The 18,955-nt window shown below is 72.7% G+C and carries 18 protein-coding genes and 1 tRNA gene; 14 read left to right on the top strand and 5 right to left on the bottom strand.

Annotated elements, in window-relative coordinates:
* Positions 1-51 precede the first annotated feature (51 nt).
* The 7 genes from AS594_RS41210 to AS594_RS21975 all read left to right on the top strand — a co-directional run bounded on the left by AS594_RS41210 (position 52) and on the right by AS594_RS21975 (position 6,412).
* A complete protein-coding gene (locus AS594_RS41210; protein WP_079148730.1) occupies positions 52-1,002 on the top strand; it encodes a phosphatase PAP2 family protein in 951 nt (316 codons plus the stop codon).
* Complete coding sequence (locus AS594_RS22000; protein WP_069935285.1) at positions 887-2,155, top strand: hypothetical protein; 1,269 nt, start codon at positions 887-889, stop codon at positions 2,153-2,155. The genes AS594_RS41210 and AS594_RS22000 overlap by 116 nt, the downstream gene beginning before the upstream one ends.
* Complete coding sequence (locus AS594_RS21995; protein ID WP_069935284.1) at positions 2,146-3,741, top strand: hypothetical protein; 1,596 nt, start codon at positions 2,146-2,148, stop codon at positions 3,739-3,741. Before AS594_RS22000 ends, AS594_RS21995 begins: the two co-directional genes overlap by 10 nt.
* Complete coding sequence (locus AS594_RS21990; protein ID WP_069935283.1) at positions 3,738-5,093, top strand: AAA family ATPase; 1,356 nt, start codon at positions 3,738-3,740, stop codon at positions 5,091-5,093. The genes AS594_RS21995 and AS594_RS21990 overlap by 4 nt, the downstream gene beginning before the upstream one ends.
* Positions 5,094-5,200: 107 nt before the next feature.
* Positions 5,201-5,542 carry a hypothetical protein gene (locus AS594_RS21985; protein ID WP_069928646.1) on the top strand — a complete coding sequence of 114 codons (342 nt, stop codon included), beginning with the start codon at positions 5,201-5,203 and terminating at the stop codon, positions 5,540-5,542.
* A gap of 155 nt (positions 5,543-5,697) precedes the next feature.
* Positions 5,698-6,348: a hypothetical protein gene (locus AS594_RS21980; RefSeq protein WP_069935282.1), complete on the top strand. Its 651-nt coding sequence runs from the start codon at positions 5,698-5,700 to the stop codon at positions 6,346-6,348.
* A tRNA-Lys gene (locus AS594_RS21975) sits at positions 6,339-6,412 on the top strand. The genes AS594_RS21980 and AS594_RS21975 overlap by 10 nt, the downstream gene beginning before the upstream one ends.
* Positions 6,413-6,533: 121 nt before the next feature.
* Here AS594_RS21975 and AS594_RS21970 read toward each other — a convergent pair.
* Complete coding sequence (locus AS594_RS21970; protein WP_079148728.1) at positions 6,534-7,850, bottom strand: M6 family metalloprotease domain-containing protein; 1,317 nt, start codon at positions 7,848-7,850, stop codon at positions 6,534-6,536.
* Positions 7,851-8,176: 326 nt separating this feature from the next.
* Between AS594_RS21970 and AS594_RS21965 the strand changes: the two genes are divergently transcribed.
* On the top strand, positions 8,177-9,979 hold the full coding sequence (locus tag AS594_RS21965) for a putative bifunctional diguanylate cyclase/phosphodiesterase (protein ID WP_069935281.1): 1,803 nt from the start codon (positions 8,177-8,179) through the stop codon (positions 9,977-9,979).
* 22 nt (positions 9,980-10,001) lie between these two features.
* Here the strand turns inward: AS594_RS21965 and AS594_RS21960 are convergent, their stop codons facing one another.
* The 3 genes from AS594_RS21960 to AS594_RS21950 all read right to left on the bottom strand — a co-directional run bounded on the left by AS594_RS21960 (position 10,002) and on the right by AS594_RS21950 (position 12,873).
* Positions 10,002-11,063 carry an LLM class flavin-dependent oxidoreductase gene (locus tag AS594_RS21960; protein WP_069928643.1) on the bottom strand — a complete coding sequence of 354 codons (1,062 nt, stop codon included), beginning with the start codon at positions 11,061-11,063 and terminating at the stop codon, positions 10,002-10,004.
* 302 nt (positions 11,064-11,365) lie between these two features.
* Positions 11,366-12,085: a maleate cis-trans isomerase family protein gene (locus AS594_RS21955; protein ID WP_069928642.1), complete on the bottom strand. Its 720-nt coding sequence runs from the start codon at positions 12,083-12,085 to the stop codon at positions 11,366-11,368.
* Between the two features lie 2 nt (positions 12,086-12,087).
* Positions 12,088-12,873 carry a maleate cis-trans isomerase family protein gene (locus AS594_RS21950; protein WP_206281718.1) on the bottom strand — a complete coding sequence of 262 codons (786 nt, stop codon included), beginning with the start codon at positions 12,871-12,873 and terminating at the stop codon, positions 12,088-12,090.
* A gap of 106 nt (positions 12,874-12,979) precedes the next feature.
* On the opposite strand from AS594_RS21950, the gene AS594_RS21945 reads away from it, so the two are divergent.
* Positions 12,980-13,930 carry a D-2-hydroxyacid dehydrogenase gene (locus AS594_RS21945; RefSeq protein ID WP_069935279.1) on the top strand — a complete coding sequence of 317 codons (951 nt, stop codon included), beginning with the start codon at positions 12,980-12,982 and terminating at the stop codon, positions 13,928-13,930.
* A complete protein-coding gene (locus AS594_RS21940; RefSeq protein ID WP_069935278.1) occupies positions 13,923-15,332 on the top strand; it encodes an amidase in 1,410 nt (469 codons plus the stop codon). The genes AS594_RS21945 and AS594_RS21940 overlap by 8 nt, the downstream gene beginning before the upstream one ends.
* Here AS594_RS21940 and AS594_RS21935 read toward each other — a convergent pair.
* The gene (locus AS594_RS21935) at positions 15,301-15,813 is read right to left on the bottom strand and encodes a DUF3830 family protein (protein ID WP_069935277.1); all 513 of its coding nucleotides are present in this window, start codon (positions 15,811-15,813) and stop codon (positions 15,301-15,303) included. The genes AS594_RS21940 and AS594_RS21935 overlap by 32 nt on opposite strands.
* 96 nt (positions 15,814-15,909) lie before the next feature.
* Here AS594_RS21935 and ehuB point away from each other — a divergent pair, with 96 nt between their 5' ends.
* Genes ehuB through ehuA form a run of 4 tightly spaced genes read left to right on the top strand, consistent with a single transcriptional unit; the run spans position 15,910 to position 18,875 of the window.
* Positions 15,910-16,812 carry an ectoine/hydroxyectoine ABC transporter substrate-binding protein EhuB gene (ehuB, locus tag AS594_RS21930; protein ID WP_079148727.1) on the top strand — a complete coding sequence of 301 codons (903 nt, stop codon included), beginning with the start codon at positions 15,910-15,912 and terminating at the stop codon, positions 16,810-16,812.
* Positions 16,809-17,483, top strand: coding sequence for an ectoine/hydroxyectoine ABC transporter permease subunit EhuC (gene ehuC / locus AS594_RS21925; RefSeq protein ID WP_069935276.1), 675 nt, complete (start codon positions 16,809-16,811; stop codon positions 17,481-17,483). The genes ehuB and ehuC overlap by 4 nt, the downstream gene beginning before the upstream one ends.
* Complete coding sequence (gene ehuD / locus AS594_RS21920) at positions 17,480-18,130, top strand: ectoine/hydroxyectoine ABC transporter permease subunit EhuD (RefSeq protein ID WP_069928635.1); 651 nt, start codon at positions 17,480-17,482, stop codon at positions 18,128-18,130. The genes ehuC and ehuD overlap by 4 nt, the downstream gene beginning before the upstream one ends.
* Positions 18,120-18,875 (top strand): ectoine/hydroxyectoine ABC transporter ATP-binding protein EhuA, encoded by a 756-nt coding sequence (gene ehuA / locus AS594_RS21915; protein ID WP_069935275.1) that lies wholly within the window; start codon positions 18,120-18,122, stop codon positions 18,873-18,875. Before ehuD ends, ehuA begins: the two co-directional genes overlap by 11 nt.
* The last annotated feature ends 80 nt before the right edge of the window (positions 18,876-18,955 follow it).

The raw sequence follows: 18,955 nt of genomic DNA, 5'->3' as shown, positions 1-18,955 counted from the left end.
CCGTACGGTTGAAAGGGTGGCCAGTCAGCCCGTAGGCCGCACATCAGACAAATGGAGAGCGTCCGGATGCAGGACACCGCGCCCCGCAGAAGACCCCGCTGGTGGACCGAGCTGCTGCTCGTCGTGGTGGTCTACGCCGCCTACACGGGCGGGCGGCTGTTCGTTCGCGGCGGCGAGGCGGCGGCGGTCGAGAACGGGCTGTCGATACTGCGTGCCGAGAAGCTCCTGCGGCTGAACGCCGAACATCCCCTCAACCGGCTGTTCACCGAACACTCCTGGCTCGGGATACCCGCCGACTTCGCGTACGCGTCGCTGCACTACCTCGTCACCCCGGCGATCCTCGTCTGGCTCTTCCGGCGGCGGACCGCCCGCTACCGGGCCGCGCGCACCTGGCTGATGCTCTCGACCCTCCTCGGCCTCGTCGGCTTCACGTTCGCGCCGACCTGCCCGCCGCGCCTCCTCGACGCCGGGCACGGCTTCGTCGACACGATGGCGCAGTACAGCGTGTACGGCTGGTGGGGCGCCGAGGCGAGCGCGCCGCGCGGTCTCGGCGGCATGACCAACCAGTACGCCGCGATGCCGAGCCTGCACGTGGGCTGGGCGCTGTGGTGCGGGGTGATGCTGTGGCGGCACGGGCGTACGCCGCTGATGAGGACGCTCGGCGTCGCGTACCCCCTGCTGACCACTTTCGTGGTGATGGGTACCGCCAACCACTACTTCCTCGACGCGGTCGCCGGGGCCGCGGTGATGGGTCTCGGAGCCGCCCTCACCAGGCCGTTCATACGAGGTGCGGACCGGGTGCGGGAGCGCTTCGGGCCCGGACGGGGCGCGGCCGGATCGGCGATCGCCACCGGCATTGTCAGTACCGGATGCGAGACTTCCGAGGGTGAGCGAATCCCTGGGCAGCGGACCCGTACCCACACCTCCGCGAGTGCCCCCGCAGGCGGCGCCACCGACGCCGACGCCGGCGCCGGCGACGGCGCTCCGGCAGCGGCTCGCTGAGCTGCGCGGACCGTCCGTCGCGCCGCAGCCGCTGGACGCGCGTGCGCTGGCGGCGCTCGCCGCCAATCCGGGCTGCAAGCGCCGCGCGCTGCTCGACGGGGCCGGGGTGAACAAGGCGGCGCTCGCGACGGCGCTCGGATCGCCTGCCGCGTTCGGGCAGTCGCAGTTCGCGTTCATGCGGGGCAATGCCTTCGAGGCCCGGGTCAAGGCCGACGGCGGTACGGAGCTGATGCGGCTGCTGTACGCCCGCACGGGCGCCGGTGCCGAGCCGCCCGTCCCCGGCGAGACGCGCGTACCCGACCTGGCGGCGGCCGGGCCGGAGGGCCGGGCGGCCCGTACGGCGCTGGCGCTGCGCGAGGCGACGGCGGCCGCCGCCTGGACGCTGCTGGACCACCCGATGCTGGCCCTGGAGGTGGCGGGCTCCCCCGCGTACCTGGAGCCGGACGCGGTGGTGGTGCACCCGGACGGGCACTGGACGGTCGTCGAGATCAAGTCGTTCCCGATGATCGACGACTCGGCGGACGCGGCGAAGGTCGGCGCGGCGGCCCGCCAGGCCGCGGTGTACGTCCTGGCGCTGGAGCGGGTCGCGGCGAAGGTGACGGGCGCGCGGGTCGGGCATTCGGTACTGCTGGTCTGCCCCAAGGACTTCTCGAACCTGCCGGCGGCCTCGGTCGTCGACGTACGCAAGCAGCGGTCGGTGACCCGGCGCCAGCTCGACCGGCTGACCCGGATCGAGGACCTGGCCGCCGCGCTCCCCGAGGGCACGACCTTCGACGTGGACCGCCCGGCGGAGGAGCTGGCGGCGGCGGTCGAATCGGTCGACGCGGCGTACGCCCCCGAATGCCTGGCCGCGTGCGAGCTGGCGTTCCACTGCCGCGCGAAGGCGCGGGCGGCGGGCGCGGTGGAGGCGCTGGGCCGCAGTGTGCGCGGGGAGCTCGGCGGGCTGACGACGGTCGGTGAGGTCCTGGCGGCGGCGGAGGGCGCGGCCGGCGACCCGGCCGATCCGGCGGTGGCCGCGCTGCGCCGGGCTGCGGCGCTGCGGGCGCAGGCACTCGCCCTGGCGGGGACAACCGGCGGGGCGGCATCGTCCTCCGTCGCGCCGTCCTCCGTCGCGCCGTCGCCCCTCGCGCCGGAGGAGGCCGCATGTCGCTGATCAGTACGCTGGCGCGGCTCGACGCCGTGCGCAGCGGACGGGCCCAGCCGCTGGCCACCGTCCGGCACCGCCACCTGTCCGGGCGGCCGATGGTCTTCGTGCCGCTGACCACCGCGGGCGAGGCGGGCGCGCCGCTCGGCGCGCTCGTGGGGACCGACCGGGACGCGCCGCGGCTGCTCGCCGTGACGCAGCCGCGCGACCGCGACCTGCGCTTCGCCTTCCTCGCCGAACTGGCCGATTCCGTCCTGCCGTATATCGACGGGTACGGCGACGACGTCGAGGCGGCCGAGCGCAACGAGACCGACCCCGGGACCGGCAAGCGGGTCAAGGTCGAGGTCGAACTGTGCGCGGACGCACCGCAGCTGATCGTGCCGAGCCGGGCGGGCATCGAGTACGTACGGCTCCTCGGGCGTTCGACGCGCTTCCGGCGGACGGCCGAGCAGGATCCGGACACGCCCTATCCCGCGCCGCCGCACATCCCGCTGCTCGGGCGCTGGCTGACGCACTTCGGCGAGCGCGCCCGGGTGCCCGGGTCCTCGCTCCTTCTGGCGGCCACGGACCTGCTGGGCCGCCACTGGGCGACCGGGCAGTCGAGCCTGGAGGACCAGCACCTGGGCGCCCTGCTCGCCTGGATCGACCCGGACGGCCCGGCGGGCGGGTCCGGTGCCGAGGCGGCGCTGCGGGCGGAGCTGGAGCGGGACCGGGGCGGGCAGCTGGTGTGCCCGCCGGCCGGCCCGGCGACCGACCCGGCGTTCGACAACAAGCTGCTGGCCCCCGCCATCGACCGCTACGACCTGGCCCGCAAGGCGCTCGCCGCCGCCGAGGACGGCCTCGCGGCGGACGCGCACCTCGGCGAACTGAGCCGGGCCGAGCGGCACATCCGCGAACTGCTCGCCGCGCAGATGCGGCCCACCTGGGACGCGGTGTGGCGCGCACTCGACCTGTTGAGGGAGCTGCCGGAGGGCGAGCGGGCGGCGGACCGCTGGACGCGCGACCGGTGGTCGTACACCGGCCACCGCGACCGCGTACGGGCCGGGGAGCCGCCGCAGCCCCGGCGCGACGACGCGGTGACCGCCGCGCAGAAGCTCGCCTCGCGCGAGAGCGCGCAGGCACAGCTGGAGGCGCAGGAGGCGCTCGACGACCCGCTGGTGATGGCCGGACGGCGGCTCTCGGGCGAGGCGTTCGCCGGCGAGGTGCTGGACGTGGAGATGACCATGAGCGAGGGCAAACGGCCGAGCCCCCGCCCCCTGGTCACGGTACGGACCGACGACGCCCCGCACCTGGGCGAGCGCACGAAGGTCTACCGCTCGCTGGACGGCAGGCCGCAGACGGCTGAGTTCGTACGGTACGAGGAGGAGGCCGGCGTCCTGGTGCTGCGGATCACGGACAAGATGGGCCGCGGCAAGGAACCGGCGCCGGGGTCCGTACCGGAGAAGGGCGAGCCCGTCTGCTGGACCCTCTTCGAGCACGACCAGCGCGGGGGCCCGCAGCTCCCCGACCCGGAAGCCACCCCATGGACCCACGGCGGCCCACCGGGCGCGGGCGCCGAGCGTCCCGACCCCGTGACCCCGGAGGACATTCTGTGAACCGGCCCCTCTCCGCCGGAGCTCCGGCCTTCGACCCCGGCGCCGAGGCCGGCCGGGCGACGGCGGCGATCCTCCACGACACGCTGCACGGCACGCACCGCGGCGTCGTCGTCGATTCGCCGCCCGGCGCGGGCAAGTCGACGCTCGTGGTACGGGCCGCGCTCGAACTGGCCGGAGCCGGGCGCCCGTTGATGGTGATCGCGCAGACCAACGCCCAGGTCGACGACCTGGTCCTGCGGCTCGCGGAGAAAGCACCTGACCTCCCGGTCGGCCGGCTCCACAGCAGTGACACCGACCCGTACGACAAGGCCCTCGACGACCTGGGACACGTACGGAAGTCCTCGAAGGCCGCCGACCTCGCGGGTCTGGGTGTCGTCATCTCGACGGCCGCGAAGTGGGCCCATGTGAAGACCACGGAGCCGTGGACGCACGCGATCGTCGACGAGGCGTACCAGATGCGTTCGGACGCGCTGCTCGCCGTGGCCGGGCTCTTCGAGCGGGCGCTGTTCGTCGGCGACCCGGGTCAGCTGGACCCGTTCTCCATTGTCGGCGCCGACCAGTGGGCCGGGCTGTCGTACGACCCGTCGGCCAGCGCGGTCTCGACGCTGCTGGCCCACAACCCCGAACTCCCGCAGCACCGCCTGCCGGTGTCCTGGCGGCTCCCGGCGTCGGCCGCGCCGCTGGTCTCGGACGCGTTCTACCCGTACACGCCCTTCCGCAGCGGCACGGACCACGGCGACCGGCGGCTGTCCTTCGGCGTCCCGTCCGACGGCTCGGGCCCCGACCGGGTGCTGGACGAGGCGGCCGCTTCGGGCTGGGGGCTCCTGGAGCTGCCCGCCCGCCACACCCCGCGCACGGACCCGGAGGCGGTGGGGGCGGTCGCCCAGGTCGTACGCCGCCTGCTGGACCGGGGCGGCGCGGCGGTCAGCGAGCGCTCCCCGGACCCGGTCCCGCTCACGGCGGACCGGGTGGCGGTCGGCACGGCCCACCGCGACCAGGCGGCGGCGGTCCGGGCGGCGCTGGCCGGCCTCGGCGTCACGGGGGTCGCGGTGGACACGGCGAACCGCCTCCAGGGCCGCGAGTTCGACGTGACGGTGGTGCTGCATCCGTTGTCGGGGCGGCCCGACGCGACGGCGTTCCACCTGGAGACGGGCCGGCTGTGCGTCCTGGCTTCGCGGCACCGGCACGCGTGCGTGGTGGTGTGCCGGGAGGGGGTGGCGGACCTGCTCGACCAGCACCCTTCGACGGAGCCGGTGCAGCTGGGCGTCACGGTCAAGTTCCCGGACGGCTGGGAGGCGAACCACGCGGTCCTGGCGCACCTGACGGAACACCGCGTGCGCTACCGGGGGTGAGGCGCGCGGTCTGCCGGACCGGGCGCGCCCCGAGGCGTACTTGCGTGGTCCGGGACAATGGACGGTGGCCATCGAGCACACGTGGCCGCGAGAGGGAAGGAACGACCATGGCGGAACCCGAGCGGACCGAGCGGCGGCTGCGCCCCGCGCCGCTGCTCTTCGAGCCTTCGGAGGCAGCCGCCGATCCCGAGCACTTCTTCGACCTGGAGTCGATGGAAGACCCCGGTGAGCTGCTGGAACGTGCCACGGAACTGACGCTCGCGTTCCGGACGGCGACCGACCGGGCCACCGAGTTCCAGGCCATCGCGGCCGCCCAGCTCGCCGACCCCGGGCGCTTCGACCGGCTCACGACGGCGGACATCGCGCAGCGCGCGGACTGGACCGAGGACTACGCCAAGAAGATGGTGGAGTTCGGCCGCGATCTCCTGCGCGGCCCGAAGAACCCGTAGCCCGGGCCGGACATCGCGGGAGCCCATGATCCGCCGCCGGGGTCACGGGCTCTTGGCATATGCCCGGCGGCAAGATACTCCCTGCCGCCCCGCCGTGTCCCGATTTCCGGCAACCCTACGGAACGGAACCGCTACGCCCGGTACATGTGGGTGTCATGACCGCTCTCACGCAGCACGACATCCCGGCATACCCGCACTCCAACACCCCCGCCGAGGTCACCGCCGCCGGCGCCGCCTGGCTGGCCTCCGCCGCCGCGTATCCGCGCAGCACGCTCTCGCTCTGGGAGTCCCGCCCCACCGACCCGGGCGTCCTGCCCTGCGGCTCCGTGTTCGACGTCGTGAGCGTCCCGGCCGTCTTCGGCCGCCGGATGCTGGACCGGTTATGGGAGGACGGGCCCGGCTCGGGGCCGGTCGCCACGCATCGCGGCCGGATGCTGCTCTTCGCCTGCCCCGGCACAGCGCAGCGGCTCCCGTCGCTGCTCGCCTGGGAGGAGTGGGGGCGTACCGGACGTACGGAAAGCACCGGCGGCGAGGGCGCCCGGGCGACCGTGCCGCCGGTCCTGTGCCACGGCGCCGGGGACGCCGTGACCGTCCCGCCGCTGAGCGCCCCGGCCGCCCACGCGGGGGGCGGGCCGCGCTGGCTGGTGGCCCCCGACGTGCGCCGTCCGTGGCTGCCGGGCGCCGAGGCGATGCTCTGGGCGTGCGTACGGGCGGCCCGTCCGCGCCCGCCCGCCGAGCCCTCGATATCGATTTTTCCTCCTGCCGATCCGGGTGCTAATGTCTACGACGTCAGCAGGCGCCGCTAGCTCAGTTGGTTAGAGCAGCTGACTCTTAATCAGCGGGTCCGGGGTTCGAGTCCCTGGCGGCGCACAGACGGGAAAAGCCCCTCGCGGAAGCGGGGGGCCTTTTCGTTGCCCGGACGACGCCGGGGCCCGCCGCGGTCACCCCTGTCGCCGCTCACGCACCCGGCGCCCGTCACGCGTGTCGCGCCTCACACACCCGGCGTGATCCGCACCGTCCACCCGCCCGACCGCGTGCGGTCCGCCACCTCCACCCGGGTCCCCTCGCCGGGCACCGTGAACGTCTCGCCCTCCTGTACCGGCGCGTCCGCCAGCGGCGGATACACCGAGCGGTCCCAGCACGCGTCGGTCTCCGGGTGGGCGTCCACCACCTCGACCGGCCCGCCGCCCGAGGCCGCCCCGTTGCGTACCCGGTAGATCAGTACGCCCTCCGTGCACAGCGACTCGTCGTTGCCCGCCGCCCCGCGCGCCTCGATGGCGAGCACGCTGCCCTTCCCGGTCCGTACGACCGCGAGGCGCGTACCGCCCGACGCCCCCCTGGGCCGCTCGGCCGACAGCGGGTGCAGTGTGAGGCTGGTCTCGCCGGTCCCCGCCACGCAGGCCACCTGCCGCCGGTCCAGCCAGCCGAGCTTCCACTTGTGCCAGCCGAAGAGTTCCGGGGCGAGCCCGAACTGGCTGCCCATGACGTCCCAGTCACCGACGTGCGTGTCCCAGTCGCCCTTGCCGTCCACCGGCCGGTGGTAGAGATCCGGCAGGTCGAAGACGTGGCCGGTCTCGTGGGCGAGCACATTGCGGTCCGGCGGATGCTGCTCGAAGACGGTGACGACGCGCCGGATGTCCTGTCCGTCGGCGTGCAGCGGCTTGTCGAAGTTGACGACCTTCGTCGCGTCGGAGTCGACGCCCGGCGCGTCCGGGTCGGCGACGAGGTAGACGATGTCGTACCGCGTGAAGTCCACCCGCTCGTCGGCCGCCGCCACCGCGTCGCGCAGGTAGGCCGAGCGCCGCCCGGCCTCCCAGTCGCGTTGTATCCCGTACGCCGTGGAGTCCTGCGGCATCTCGACCCATTCGCGCTGCGGATGCGGCCGGAGTGCGAACTTGCCGTACGAGGCCTGCCGGAAGAAGTCGCTGGTGGCCGGGAAGTAGTCGGCGGCGAGGTCCTCGGGGGTGGTCGTGGGCTCCGCGTCGGGGAACGCCAGGAAGATCATGACCGCGTCGAGGGTGTTCAGGGGCCGCGGGTACGCCGGATTCCAGGTGTCGAGGCCCAGGGAATGGTGCGCCGCGGTGCGCGCCAGCACGCAGGGCTCGTCACCCCGCGCCGCCACCGCCGGGCCCGCGACGAGCGAGGTGGCGGCGAGCGCCGTGAGGGAGGTGAACACGGCGGCCGTACTGCGCAGGCGCTCGCGCCGGCATCGGCGGGACGGGTCCACTCCCCCGGGCGTCTGCTGGCGGACCTGCTGGCGGACCACGTCGACCTCCGGGTACGGAAATACGGGGCACGCCACCCACATTGTTGTGTTTTCGTCAGGTATGCCCTGTTCCACTGCCCCACACGAGTGACCCGCCCCCTCGGCGGTCACGGCGGCCGACACCCCGACGACATCACGGAAAGTCACAATCGATCACGTAGGAACACCGCAAGGCACACCTGTGCAGAAACGATCGTCCGCGGGCGTCGGGTGCTTCGCATCACGGTGGTGCAGCTGGATCGGCCCTCCCGGCAGCCTCTATGATCGGCACACTTTCCTGCGTGGAATCAGCCCCGTGCGGGGCTCTCCACCCCGCCGACGACCCCGACGACCCTTGTAAGCGAATCGATGCCCTGCGGGAGCGAGCGGTGAGCGGAACCTTCGAAGGACCCGGTTCAGCCCCCGACACGATCCGGCCGCCGGTCACACGGAGTAACGGCGCGGGGCGTCCGGCCTCCGACCTGCGCGACTACCGCGCCGCCTTCAACGCCGCGCACCTCGCCATGGCCGTCGTGGACCGCGAGGGCCTCGTCGTCACCGCCAACCCCTCCCTCGCCGCACTCCTGGGCACCGGCGCCGCCCAGCTGCGCGAGCAGTCCGCCGCGGACCTCCTCGACCTCGCGGCCGACGCCCGAAGCTTCCACGCCTACCTGGAAGTCCTCGCCGGGCGACGCGCCCGCTTCCGCTGCACGCGCAGGCTGAAACACCCGGACGGCCGCTCGCTGTGGGCCGAGGTCACCGTCACGCCCGTACCGGACACGGCGACCGTCCTTCTGTCGGTCGCGGACACCAGCGACCGGCGGGAACTCCAGGCCAGGCTCCGCCACCTCCAGATGCACGACCCGGTGACCCGGCTCCCGAACCGCACGCTCTTCTTCGAGCGGCTCACCTCCGCGCTGGAGAATTCGGCGTACGACGACGGGGGCACCGGCCGGATCGGCGTCTGCTATCTCGACCTCGACGGGTTCAAGGCCGTCAACGACACGCTCGGCCACCGCGTCGGCGACCGGCTGCTGACCGCCGTGGCGTCGCGGCTGGCCCGGTGCGCCGACCAGTACGGCTACGCACGGGCCGGCGGTCACCTGGTCGCGCGGCTCGGCGGCGACGAATTCGCCCTGCTCGTCGAGGACTCCACCGGTACGGAACAGCTCGCCGACCTCGCCCAGGCCGTACTGACCGCCCTTCAGCAGCCCTTCGACCTGGCGGGCCAGCGGCTGGCGGTGTCCGCGTCCATCGGCGTCGTGGAACGGGTCGCGGCCGGCACCACGGCGACCGGCCTGATGCAGGCGGCGGACACGACGCTGTACTGGGCCAAGGCGGACGGCAAGGCGCGCTGGACGCTCTTCGACCCCGAGCGCAACGCCCACCGGATGACCCGCCAGGCCCTGTCCAGCACCCTGCGGCCGGCCGTCGAACGCGGCGAGTTCACGCTGGAGTACCAGCCGCTGGTGGACCTGGAGGGCGGCGGCGTACGAGGGGTGGAGGCGCTCGTACGCTGGGAACACCCGCAGTTCGGGACGCTGGCGCCGAATCGGTTCATCTCCATCGCCGAGGAGGACGGCTCGATCGTCCAGCTCGGCCGTTGGGTGCTGCGGACCGCCTGCCGGCAGGCCAGGCAGTGGCAGATCGCGCACCCGGGCACGCCGCCGATCTTCGTCAGCGTCAACGTCGCCGTACGCCAGGTCTGGGACTCCGACCTGGTCGCGGACGTCGCCGGCATCCTCGCCGAGACCGGTCTCCCGCCGGACCTGCTGCAACTGGAGCTGACGGAGTCGGCCGTGATGGGGTCGGCGGGACGGCCGCTCCAGGCCCTTCAGGCACTGAGCGACATGGGCGTGCACATCGCCATCGACGACTTCGGCACCGGCTACTCGAACCTCGCGTACCTGAGCCGGCTGCCCGTCTCGGTGCTCAAGCTGGACGGGTCGTTCGTCCGCGGCTTCCAGGACGAGGCGCACGCCAACCCGGCCGACGAGACGATCGTCGAGGCGCTGGTGCAGCTCGCGCACCGGCTGGGGCTGACCGTCACGGCGGAGTGCGTGGAGACGTCGGGGCAGGCGGCTCGGCTGCGCCGGATCGGGTGCGACACGGGGCAGGGGTGGCTGTACTCGCGCGCGGTGACACCGGAGCGGATCGCCGCGATGATCGCCGTCAGCCCGCAGCGGGTCTGACGGCGACCGTCGGGCGGGGTGATCAGGCGCGGGGCAGGCCGTACGCGTCGGCGATCAGTTCGTACGAGCGCAGGCGGGCGTCGGCGCCGTGCGCGGTGCCCGTGATCATCAGCTCGTCGGCGCCGGTGCGCTTGGCCAGGTCGTCGAGCCCGGCGCGGACGGCGTCCGGGGTGCCGTGGACCACGTTGCCGAGCCAGCTGTCGACGAACTCCCGCTCCATGGGGCTGAACTCGTACGCCGCCGCCTCGTCCGGCGTGGGGATCAGACCGGGGCGGCCGGTGCGCAGGCGGACCATCGACAGGGCGCCGGTGAGCACCTGGCGGCGGGCCTCCTTCTCGTCGTCGGAGGCGAGGGCCGACACGCCGATGAGGGCGTACGGGGCGTCGAGGACGGCCGAGGGGCGGAACGACTCCCGGTAGAGGTCGAGCGCAGGGATGGTGTTCTGCGCCGAGAAGTGGTGGGCGAAGGCGAACGGCAGGCCGAGGGTGGCGGCGAGGCGGGCGCTGAAACCGGACGAGCCGAGCAGCCAGACCGGCGGGCGGGCGGAGGGGCCCTGGACGGGACCGGGGACCGCGTGGATGCGGGCGTACGGGTGGCCGTCGGGGAAGTCGTCGTCCAGGAACCGGGTCAGCTCGGCGAGCTGCTGCGGGAAGTCGTCGGCCCCCTCGTTCAGGCGGTCGGTGCGGCGCAGGGCGGCGGCGGTGGCGCCGTCGGTGCCGGGGGCGCGGCCGAGACCGAGGTCGACGCGGCCGGGGGCGAACGCTTCGAGGGTGCCGAACTGTTCGGCGATGACCAGCGGCGCGTGGTTGGGCAGCATGACGCCGCCCGAGCCGAGGCGGATGCGGTCGGTGTGGGCGGCGATGTGGGCGAGGATCACGGCCGGGGAGGAGCTGGCGACACCGGGCATGGAGTGGTGCTCGGCGACCCAGTACCGGTGGAATCCGCGGGCCTCCGCCCGGCGGGCGAGGGCGACGCTGGTGCGCAGCGCCTCGGTGGCGGTGGTGCCGCTGCCCACCGTGGCCAGGTCGAGTACGGAAAGGGGTACGGGCGCGCTTCCGCTCGCCGTGCCTCGGATGGCGTCCACCGGTGTCCTCCTGGGTAGTGCGGTGCGTCGCGTGCAACGTGGGCGGCAACAGGAGGGTGGCTCCGGTTATTCCCCGAGGGGCGGAGGGCACCCCGGACTCGCCGGCGGCGGGCTTCCCCTGCCCGGACCGGGGCCCGCCCGGGCCCCGGACCGTAAGGACGCCCTCCGGGCGTGCCCACGAGCGCCGGCCGGCCCGAGCAGCTCCCGCGGCGGCGCCCAGGGACCCTCGGCGTGCCGCCCTGCGGGACCGCGGCGGCGCCCCAGGGACCCGCCGCACGCCGCCCGGGACCCGCCGCGCCGCCCTACGCGCGGCCCGCGAAGAGCGTGCCCAGGTGCTTCGCGCGGACCCGGCGGCCCGCCAGCCGCAGCCCCTCCCAGACCGTGACCTGGTTCGCCGTGAGGACCGGCTTGCCCAGCGCCTCCTCCAGCTCCGGGAGGTACGCCGCCGTGTGCAGCGCCGTGTCCGGCAGCAGTACCGCGTCCGCGTCCGGATGGTCGCCCGCGCGGGCCAGCGCCAGGACCTCCTCCCGGCCCCACGTGCCCACCTCGGCGGCCGTGAGGATGCCGCTGCCGCGCTCCGCGACCACCTCGATGTCCGCCGCCTTCAGGAAGTCGGCGAAGTACGCCGCCACGTCGTCCGGGTACGTCGCCGCGATCGCGACCCGGGAGGCGCCCACGTCCCGTACCGCCTGTGTGAAGGCGAACGACGTACTGGACGCGGGCAGTCCGGCCGCCTGCGCCAGCAGCGCGACCTGGTCCCGCGCGCCGTCCGGGCCGTGGACGAAGCTTCCGCTCGTGCACGCCCACACCACCGCCTCCGCGCCCGCGAGCCGCAGCTCCTCCACCCCGGCCGCCAGGCGCGCGGGCGAGCCCATCTCCAGGAGGGCGTCGACGCGGTGCGCGTCCTCACCGATGTCCGTGTGCACGACGGACAGCCGTACGTCGCTGTCCAGCAGCATCTCGATCCGCGGATAGTCGTCCTCCGCGGAGTGCCCCGGATAGAGGAACCCGACCGCTGTCATCATTACCCCTCGTGTCGCTGTTGCTGGGACTCTTCTCGCGCTCGCGCCCGCGCGGCCTCGTCGATCAGCAGCCGCTGGTACGGGCCCACCGCGCACGCCCCGATCCGCCGCAGCGCGCCCCACATCGTGACCTGGTTCGCGGACAGCACGGGCATGCGCAGTTCGGCCTCCAGCTGCGGGATCACGTCGTACGTCGGCAGGTTCGTACAGCTGATGAAGAGGCAGTCCGCCGCCCCCACCACCGCCTGTCTCGCCATGTCGACCACATCCCGGTAGGGGACTTTCCAGATGTGCCTGGTCAGTCCGAGGAAAGCGCGTCCCGTGACCGCTATCCCGGCCTGGGCGAGATATTCCTCCAGCGAACTGGTGACGGATTCGGTGTACGGGGTGACCAGCGCGATCCGCCGCACCCCCATCCCGGCGAGGGCGTCGAGCAGCGCGCCGGACGTCGTCACCGACGGCAGGTCCCCGGCCTGCGTCATCGCCTCGCACATGGCCCGCTCCCCGGCCACGCCCGCCACGAAGCTCCCCGACGTACAGGCGTACGCGATCACTTCCGGCGCCACCGCGCACAGCGCCCGCACCGCTTCACGCAGCGTCTCGTGCTCGCTGACGAGCCGGGCGAGATCGAGGCTGACCTCGACGGGAACGAAGGGGGTGCGGGTGAGGTGCAGCGAGATCTCGTCCGGAACCCAGCGCCAGAGTTCCCGGTCGAGCGCGAAGTCGAAGGGGGCCACGACGCCTACGCCGCGCTGTGGCCTTGGTCCGCCGAGGAAGGAGATGTCCAATGCGGCCCCCAGATGCCTGTGTTGACGACCGTGGGTTCGGGTGCGAGCGTGGTCGATCCGTACATCAATCCGTACATCTCAGACGTGCCGAAGGGGTTTCGCCCTCATGTCCAAGGAGACCCTTCTCGTCCTCGACGCCGACCCGCCGCCCCGCCTGGACCGGCTGACCGGACGCGCCCGCATCCTGCACGGTGACGAGTCGACGCTCGCCCGTCAACTGCCCCTCGCGGACGTACTGCTGGTGTGGGACTTCACCTCCGACGCGGTACGCCGCGCCTGGCCCGGTGACGGGCCCCGGCCGCGCTGGGTGCACACCGCCAGCGCCGGTGTCGACCACCTCATGTGCCCGGAGCTGATCGCGTCCGACACGGTGGTGACCAACGCCCGGGGGATCTTCGACCTGCCGATCGCCGAGTACGTGTCGGGCCTGGTCATCGCCATGGCCAAGGACCTTCCCGGCACCCTGGAGCTCCAGCGGCAGCGACGCTGGCGCCACCGCGAGACCCTGCGGGTGGCGGGCAGCAGGGCGGTGGTCGTGGGCTCGGGGCCGATCGGGCGGGAGATCGCCCGGCTGCTGAAGGCCCTGGGCGTCGTCACGGCGCTCGTCGGCCGGACCGCGCGCCCCGGCGTGCACGGCGCGCACGAGCTGACGCCGTTGCTCTCACGCGCCGACTGGGTGGTGTGCGCGGCGCCGCTGACGGACGCGACGCGCGGGATGTTCGACGCGGCGGCCTTCGCGGCGATGCCGGCCTCGGCGCGCTTCATCAACGTGGGGCGCGGCCCGCTCGTCGTGGAGGACGCTCTCGTGGCAGCCCTGCGGAACGGGCGGATCGCGGGCGCGGCGCTCGATGTGTTCGGCGAGGAGCCGCTGCCGCCGCGGAGCCCGCTGTGGGACGTGCCCGGCCTGATCGTGTCCCCGCACATGAGTGGCGACACGGTCGGCTGGCGCGACGAACTGGGCGCGCAGTTCGTCGGACTGTACGAGATCTGGGCGGCCGGAGACCCGCTGCCGAACGTGGTGGACAAGAAACGTGGGTACGTCCCCATGCATGACTGACCTGAGCGCACTGACCGCCCGTCAACTGCTGGCCGGGTACGAGAAAGGTGAGTTCTCCCCCGTCGACGCGACCCGGGCCGCCCTGGCCCGGATCGAAGCCGTACAGCCCCTCGTCAACGCCTTCGTCCGGGTCGACGGCGACGAGGCGCTCGCACAGGCCGAGGCGTCCGCCGCGCGGTGGCGGAGCAAGGAGCCGCTGGGGCTGGTCGACGGGGTGCCGGTGTCCGTGAAGGACCTGCTGCTGATGCGCGGCGGGCCGACCCTGCGGGGCTCCAGGACGACGCGCGCGCGGGGCGGCTGGGACGAGGACGCGCCGTCGGTGGCGCGGCTGCGGGAGCACGGCGCGGTGTTCCTCGGCAAGACGACCACACCCGAGTTCGGGTGGAAGGGCGTCACCGACTCACCGCTGTCCGGCGTGACGGGCAATCCGTACGATCCCTCGCGCACGGCGGGCGGCTCCAGCGGCGGCAGCGCGGCGGCCGTGGCGCTCGGGGCGGGTCCGCTGTCGCTCGGTACGGACGGCGGGGGATCCGTGCGCATCCCGGCGTCGTTCTGCGGGATCTTCGGGCTGAAGCCGACGTACGGGCGCGTTCCGCTGTATCCGTCGAGCCCCTTCGGGACGCTCGCGCACGTGGGCCCGATGACGCGGGACGCGGCGGACGCGGCCCTGCTGATGGACGTCGTCAGCGGCCCCGACTGGCGCGACTGGTCGCAGCTCGCGCCGGGCGGGAGCATGACGGCGGCCCTCGACGGCGGGGTGAAGGGCCTGCGGGTGGCGTACTCGGCGTCGTTCGGCGGGCAGGTGGCGGTACGGCCGGACGTGGCGGCGGCGGTGCGTGCGGCCGTGGGGAAGCTGGCGGAGCTGGGGGCGTACGTGGAGGAGGCGGACCCGGATTTCGCGGACCCGGTGGAGTCCTTCCACACCCTGTGGTTCAGCGGGGCCGCACGGCTGGTGCAGCACTTCGGCAAGGAGCAGCGGGACCTGCTGGATCCGGGCCTGCGCGAGATCGCGGCGCGCGGGGCGCGGTACAGCGCACTGGACTATCTGGCGGCCGTCGACGTCCGCATGGATCTCGGCCGGCGCATGGGCCGCTTCCACTCCACGTACGACGTGCTGGTCACGCCCACCCTGCCGGTCACCGCCTTCGAGGCGGGCGCGGAGGTGCCGAAGGGGTCCGGACACCGGCGCTGGACGGGGTGGACGCCGTTCACGTACCCCTTCAACCTCACCCAGCAGCCCGCCGCGAGCGTGCCGTGCGGGACGGGCTCGGACGGGCTGCCGGTCGGGGTGCAGGTGGTGGCCGCCCGGCACCGGGACGACCTGGTGCTGCGCGCGGCGCACGCGCTGTACGGGAGCGGGGCGGCGGCGGTCAGCCCGGTGCCCCGCCCCGCCGGAACGTGAGGGTCTCGCCGGCCGCACCCGCGCGCCACAGGTCCTGGCACGCGTCGGCCATTCGGTCGAGACCTTCGACGACGGTGCCCCAGACGATGCCGGGGACCCAGCCCGTATCGCCGTTGAGCAGCAGGTTGTTGCGTTCGTAGAAGAGGGCGAGGTCGACGACGCCGTGGCCGGCCCGGAGCGTGGGCTGCGGGCCGTAGCCGTGGGAGGCGGTGCCCAACTGGGTGTCGGAGAAGGCGAAGTAGCAGAGGTCACCGGGGATGGGGGTGACGGTGGGGTTCTCCAGCGGCGGCTCCTGTGCGGCGAAGGGCGGAACCAGGGCGTAGATCTCGTTGCGGGCGTACTTCGCGTGATACACGTCCCCGCCCAGAGGGAGCGCCTGCCACACCGCCTCGCAGGTGACCGGCGCCCGGTCGTCCAGGAGTTCCGCGGTGCAGCGCACACCGCGCTTGTCGAGCGATACGTCCACGAATCGGTCGGTCATCTCCCCATGGTCCCCGGCGGGTCAAGGCCGCACCGGCCGTGAAAGGGGCCGGAATTCATCGGCATACCTCCGCTGCGCCGGGGTAGCCGCGCGCCCATGGCTCCACCACCAGGGAAAGACTCAGACAACTCCACAAGACACTCCATACGCCGGCGCTCGCTCCTGCTCGGCACGGCCGCGCTGGGCGCCGCGGGGGCGCTCGGCGCCGCGGGATGCGCCAAGGTTCCGTCCGGCGACACCCTCGCCCGGCTGAAGTCGCAGGGCACCGTCCGGCTCGGCATCGCGGGCGAGGCTCCGTACGGATACATCGACGAGCAGGGGGCGTTCACCGGCGAGGCGGTGGAACTCGCCAAGGTGATCTTCAAGCGGCTGGGCGTGCCCAGGGTGCAGCCCTCCCCCACCGACTTCTCCTCGCTCATCCCCGGTCTTCAGTCGCAGCAGTTCGACGTCGTCTCGGCCGGGATGTACATCAACAAGGAACGCTGCGCCCAAGTCCTCTTCGCCGACCCCGAGTACCAGATGCTCGACTCGTTCCTCGTGCGCAAGGGCAACCCGAAGAAGCTCAATTCGTACCAGGACGTCGTCGAGGCCAAGGCGAAGATCGCCACCGGTGCCGGATACGCCGAGATCGACTACGCGGTCGCCGCCGGCATCCCGCGCGAGGAGATAGCCATCTTCCAGGACCCGGTAGCGGGCCTGAACGCCGTGGAGTCCGGCCGGGTCGACGTCTTCGCGGGCACCGCGCTGACCAGCCGCGGTGTGGTGAGGAAGAGCACCAGGGCGGAGGCGACGAAGCCCTTCGCGCCGCTCGTCGACGGCAAGAAGAAGGTGGACGGCGGCGGGTTCGCCTTCCGGCTCGGTGACGCGGAGCTGCGCGACGCCTTCAACGTGGAGATCCACAAGATGAAGAAGAGCGGTGAACTCTTCCGCATCCTGCGGCCGTTCGGCTTCACCCGGGCGGAGATGACCACGATGACCGCAGAGGAGCTGTGCGCATGACAGCCGGACTGTGGACCAACTGGATTCTCCCCGGCATCTGGATCACCATCCAGCTGACCGTGTACAGCGCCGCCCTCGCGGCCGTCGTGGCCTTCGGCATCGGCATCGCCCGCACCCACCATTCGCGCGTCGTCCGCTTCCTCGCGGGCTTCTACACCGAGGTCTTCCGCGGCACGTCCGCGCTGGTCCTGATGTTCTGGCTGTTCTTCGTGATGCCGGGACTGTTCGGCTGGGCGCTCGTCCCGATGTGGGCGGCCGTCCTGGCGCTGGGACTGTCGTACGGGGCGTACGGCGCGGAGGTCGTGCGCGGCGCCCTGAACTCGGTGGCCCCGGCGCAGCGTGAGGCGGGCGTCGCGCTCAGCTTCACGCCCTGGCAGCGGATGCGGCTGATCCTGCTGCCGCAGGCGGTGCCCGAGATGATCCCGCCCTTCAACAACCTGCTGATCGAGCTGCTCAAGGGCACGGCGCTGGTGTCGCTGCTCGGCGTGGCCGACACCTCGTTCTCCGCGTACCTGGTGCGCCTGGCCACCCAGGAGAGCGTGGAGATCTACTCGGTGACCCTGGTGATCTACTTCGTGATCGCCTTCGTCCTCACCCGTGGCATGCGCGCCCTCGAACGCAAGACCAAAGCCGGTGTCGGGATCACCGCCGCAGCCGGAGGGACGCGATGAACAACTGGGACTGGTCCGCGGTTTCGGACTTCATGCCGGCGTTCCTGGACGGCCTGCTCGTCACGCTCCAGGTGCTGGTGCTCGGCTCACTGCTCTCGTTCACGCTCGGCCTCCTCTGGGCGGTCGGCTACCGGGGGCCGCGCTGGGTGCGCTGGCCGGTGAACATCGTCACCGAGTTCATCCGCAACACCCCGCTGCTGGTGCAGCTCTTCTTCTTCTACTTCGTCCTGCCGGAGTGGGGCGTACAGGCGTCGGCGCTGACGACCGGCACGCTCGCGATCGGGCTGCACTACTCGACGTACACCGCGCAGGTCTACCGGGCCGGCATCGACGCGGTCCCGGCCGGGCAGTGGGAGGCGGCGACGGCGCTCAGCCTGCCGGTCTCCCGTACGTGGTTCGCGGTGATCCTCCCGCAGGCGATCCGCCGGATCGTGCCGGCGCTGGGCAACTACGTGATCTCGATGCTGAAGGACACTCCGCTGCTCATGGCCATCGGCGTGCTGGAGATGCTCCAGCAGGCCAGGCTGGCGAGCGCGCAGAGCTTCCAGTACGCCGAGCCGCTGACCGTCGTCGGCGTCGCCTTCATCCTCATCGCCTACCCGGCTTCTCTTCTCATGCGAGCCCTGGAGCGTCGTCTTGTCCGCTGACCCGACCCCCAACGAGCTGATCCGTTTCGACAACGTCACCAAGCGGTTCGGCGACAACACCGTCCTGGACAACCTGTGCTTCTCGGTGCGAAGCGGGAAGCACGTGACGCTGATCGGACCGTCCGGGTCGGGCAAGACCACGATCCTGCGGCTGCTGATGACGCTGGTGAAGCCCGACGAGGGCGTGATCCGGGTGAACGGCGGGCAGCTCTTCCCCGCGGGCGAGAAGGAGGTCCGCGAGGTACGCAAGAACATCGGCATGGTGTTCCAGCAGTTCAACCTCTTCCCCAACATGAACGTCCTGCGCAATGTCACCGAGGCGCCCGTGCGGGTCCTCGGCATGTCGAAGGACGAGGCCGCCGAGCGCGCCAAGGGCCTGCTGGACCTGGTCGGGCTCAGCGACAAGCAGGACGTGAAGCCGACCCAGCTCTCCGGCGGCCAGCAGCAGCGGGTCGCCATCGCGCGGGCGCTGGCGATGCGTCCGCAGGTGCTGCTGCTGGACGAGGTGACGTCGGCGCTCGACCCGGAGCTGGTGGCGGGCGTTCTCGACGTACTGCGCGACATCGCCCGTACGACGGACATCACCATGCTCTGCGTCACGCACGAGATGAATTTCGCCCGGGACATCTCGGACGACGTGCTGATGTTCGACGCGGGGCGGGTCATCGAGTCCGGATCACCGGAAAAGATCTTCAACGATCCGGAGCACGAACGTACCCGCGAGTTCCTCGGCGCGGTGCTCTGACCTCCGCTTCGACCCGGAATCCTGCCTCCGTCATATGCCGTTGTGGCGCGCCCCAGCTCGCGGAGCCGGGGCGCGCCACA

The organism is Streptomyces agglomeratus (genome assembly GCF_001746415.1).
Taxonomy (GTDB): domain Bacteria; phylum Actinomycetota; class Actinomycetes; order Streptomycetales; family Streptomycetaceae; genus Streptomyces; species Streptomyces agglomeratus.
This window is presented reverse-complemented; position numbering and strand designations above follow the sequence as displayed.

Coding starts and splice junctions, on each gene's coding strand:
- AS594_RS41210 (WP_079148730.1), top strand. CDS start 52: ATGGAGAGCGTCCGGATGCAGGACACCGCGCCCCGCAGAAGACCCCGC.
- AS594_RS21995 (WP_069935284.1), top strand. CDS start 2,146: ATGTCGCTGATCAGTACGCTGGCGCGGCTCGACGCCGTGCGCAGCGGA.
- AS594_RS21985 (WP_069928646.1), top strand. CDS start 5,201: ATGGCGGAACCCGAGCGGACCGAGCGGCGGCTGCGCCCCGCGCCGCTG.
- AS594_RS21980 (WP_069935282.1), top strand. CDS start 5,698: ATGACCGCTCTCACGCAGCACGACATCCCGGCATACCCGCACTCCAAC.
- AS594_RS21970 (WP_079148728.1), bottom strand. CDS start 7,850: ATGTGGGTGGCGTGCCCCGTATTTCCGTACCCGGAGGTCGACGTGGTC.
- AS594_RS21955 (WP_069928642.1), bottom strand. CDS start 12,085: ATGACAGCGGTCGGGTTCCTCTATCCGGGGCACTCCGCGGAGGACGAC.
- AS594_RS21945 (WP_069935279.1), top strand. CDS start 12,980: ATGTCCAAGGAGACCCTTCTCGTCCTCGACGCCGACCCGCCGCCCCGC.
- AS594_RS21940 (WP_069935278.1), top strand. CDS start 13,923: ATGACTGACCTGAGCGCACTGACCGCCCGTCAACTGCTGGCCGGGTAC.
- AS594_RS21935 (WP_069935277.1), bottom strand. CDS start 15,813: ATGACCGACCGATTCGTGGACGTATCGCTCGACAAGCGCGGTGTGCGC.
- ehuB (WP_079148727.1), top strand. CDS start 15,910: ATGGCTCCACCACCAGGGAAAGACTCAGACAACTCCACAAGACACTCC.
- ehuC (WP_069935276.1), top strand. CDS start 16,809: ATGACAGCCGGACTGTGGACCAACTGGATTCTCCCCGGCATCTGGATC.
- ehuD (WP_069928635.1), top strand. CDS start 17,480: ATGAACAACTGGGACTGGTCCGCGGTTTCGGACTTCATGCCGGCGTTC.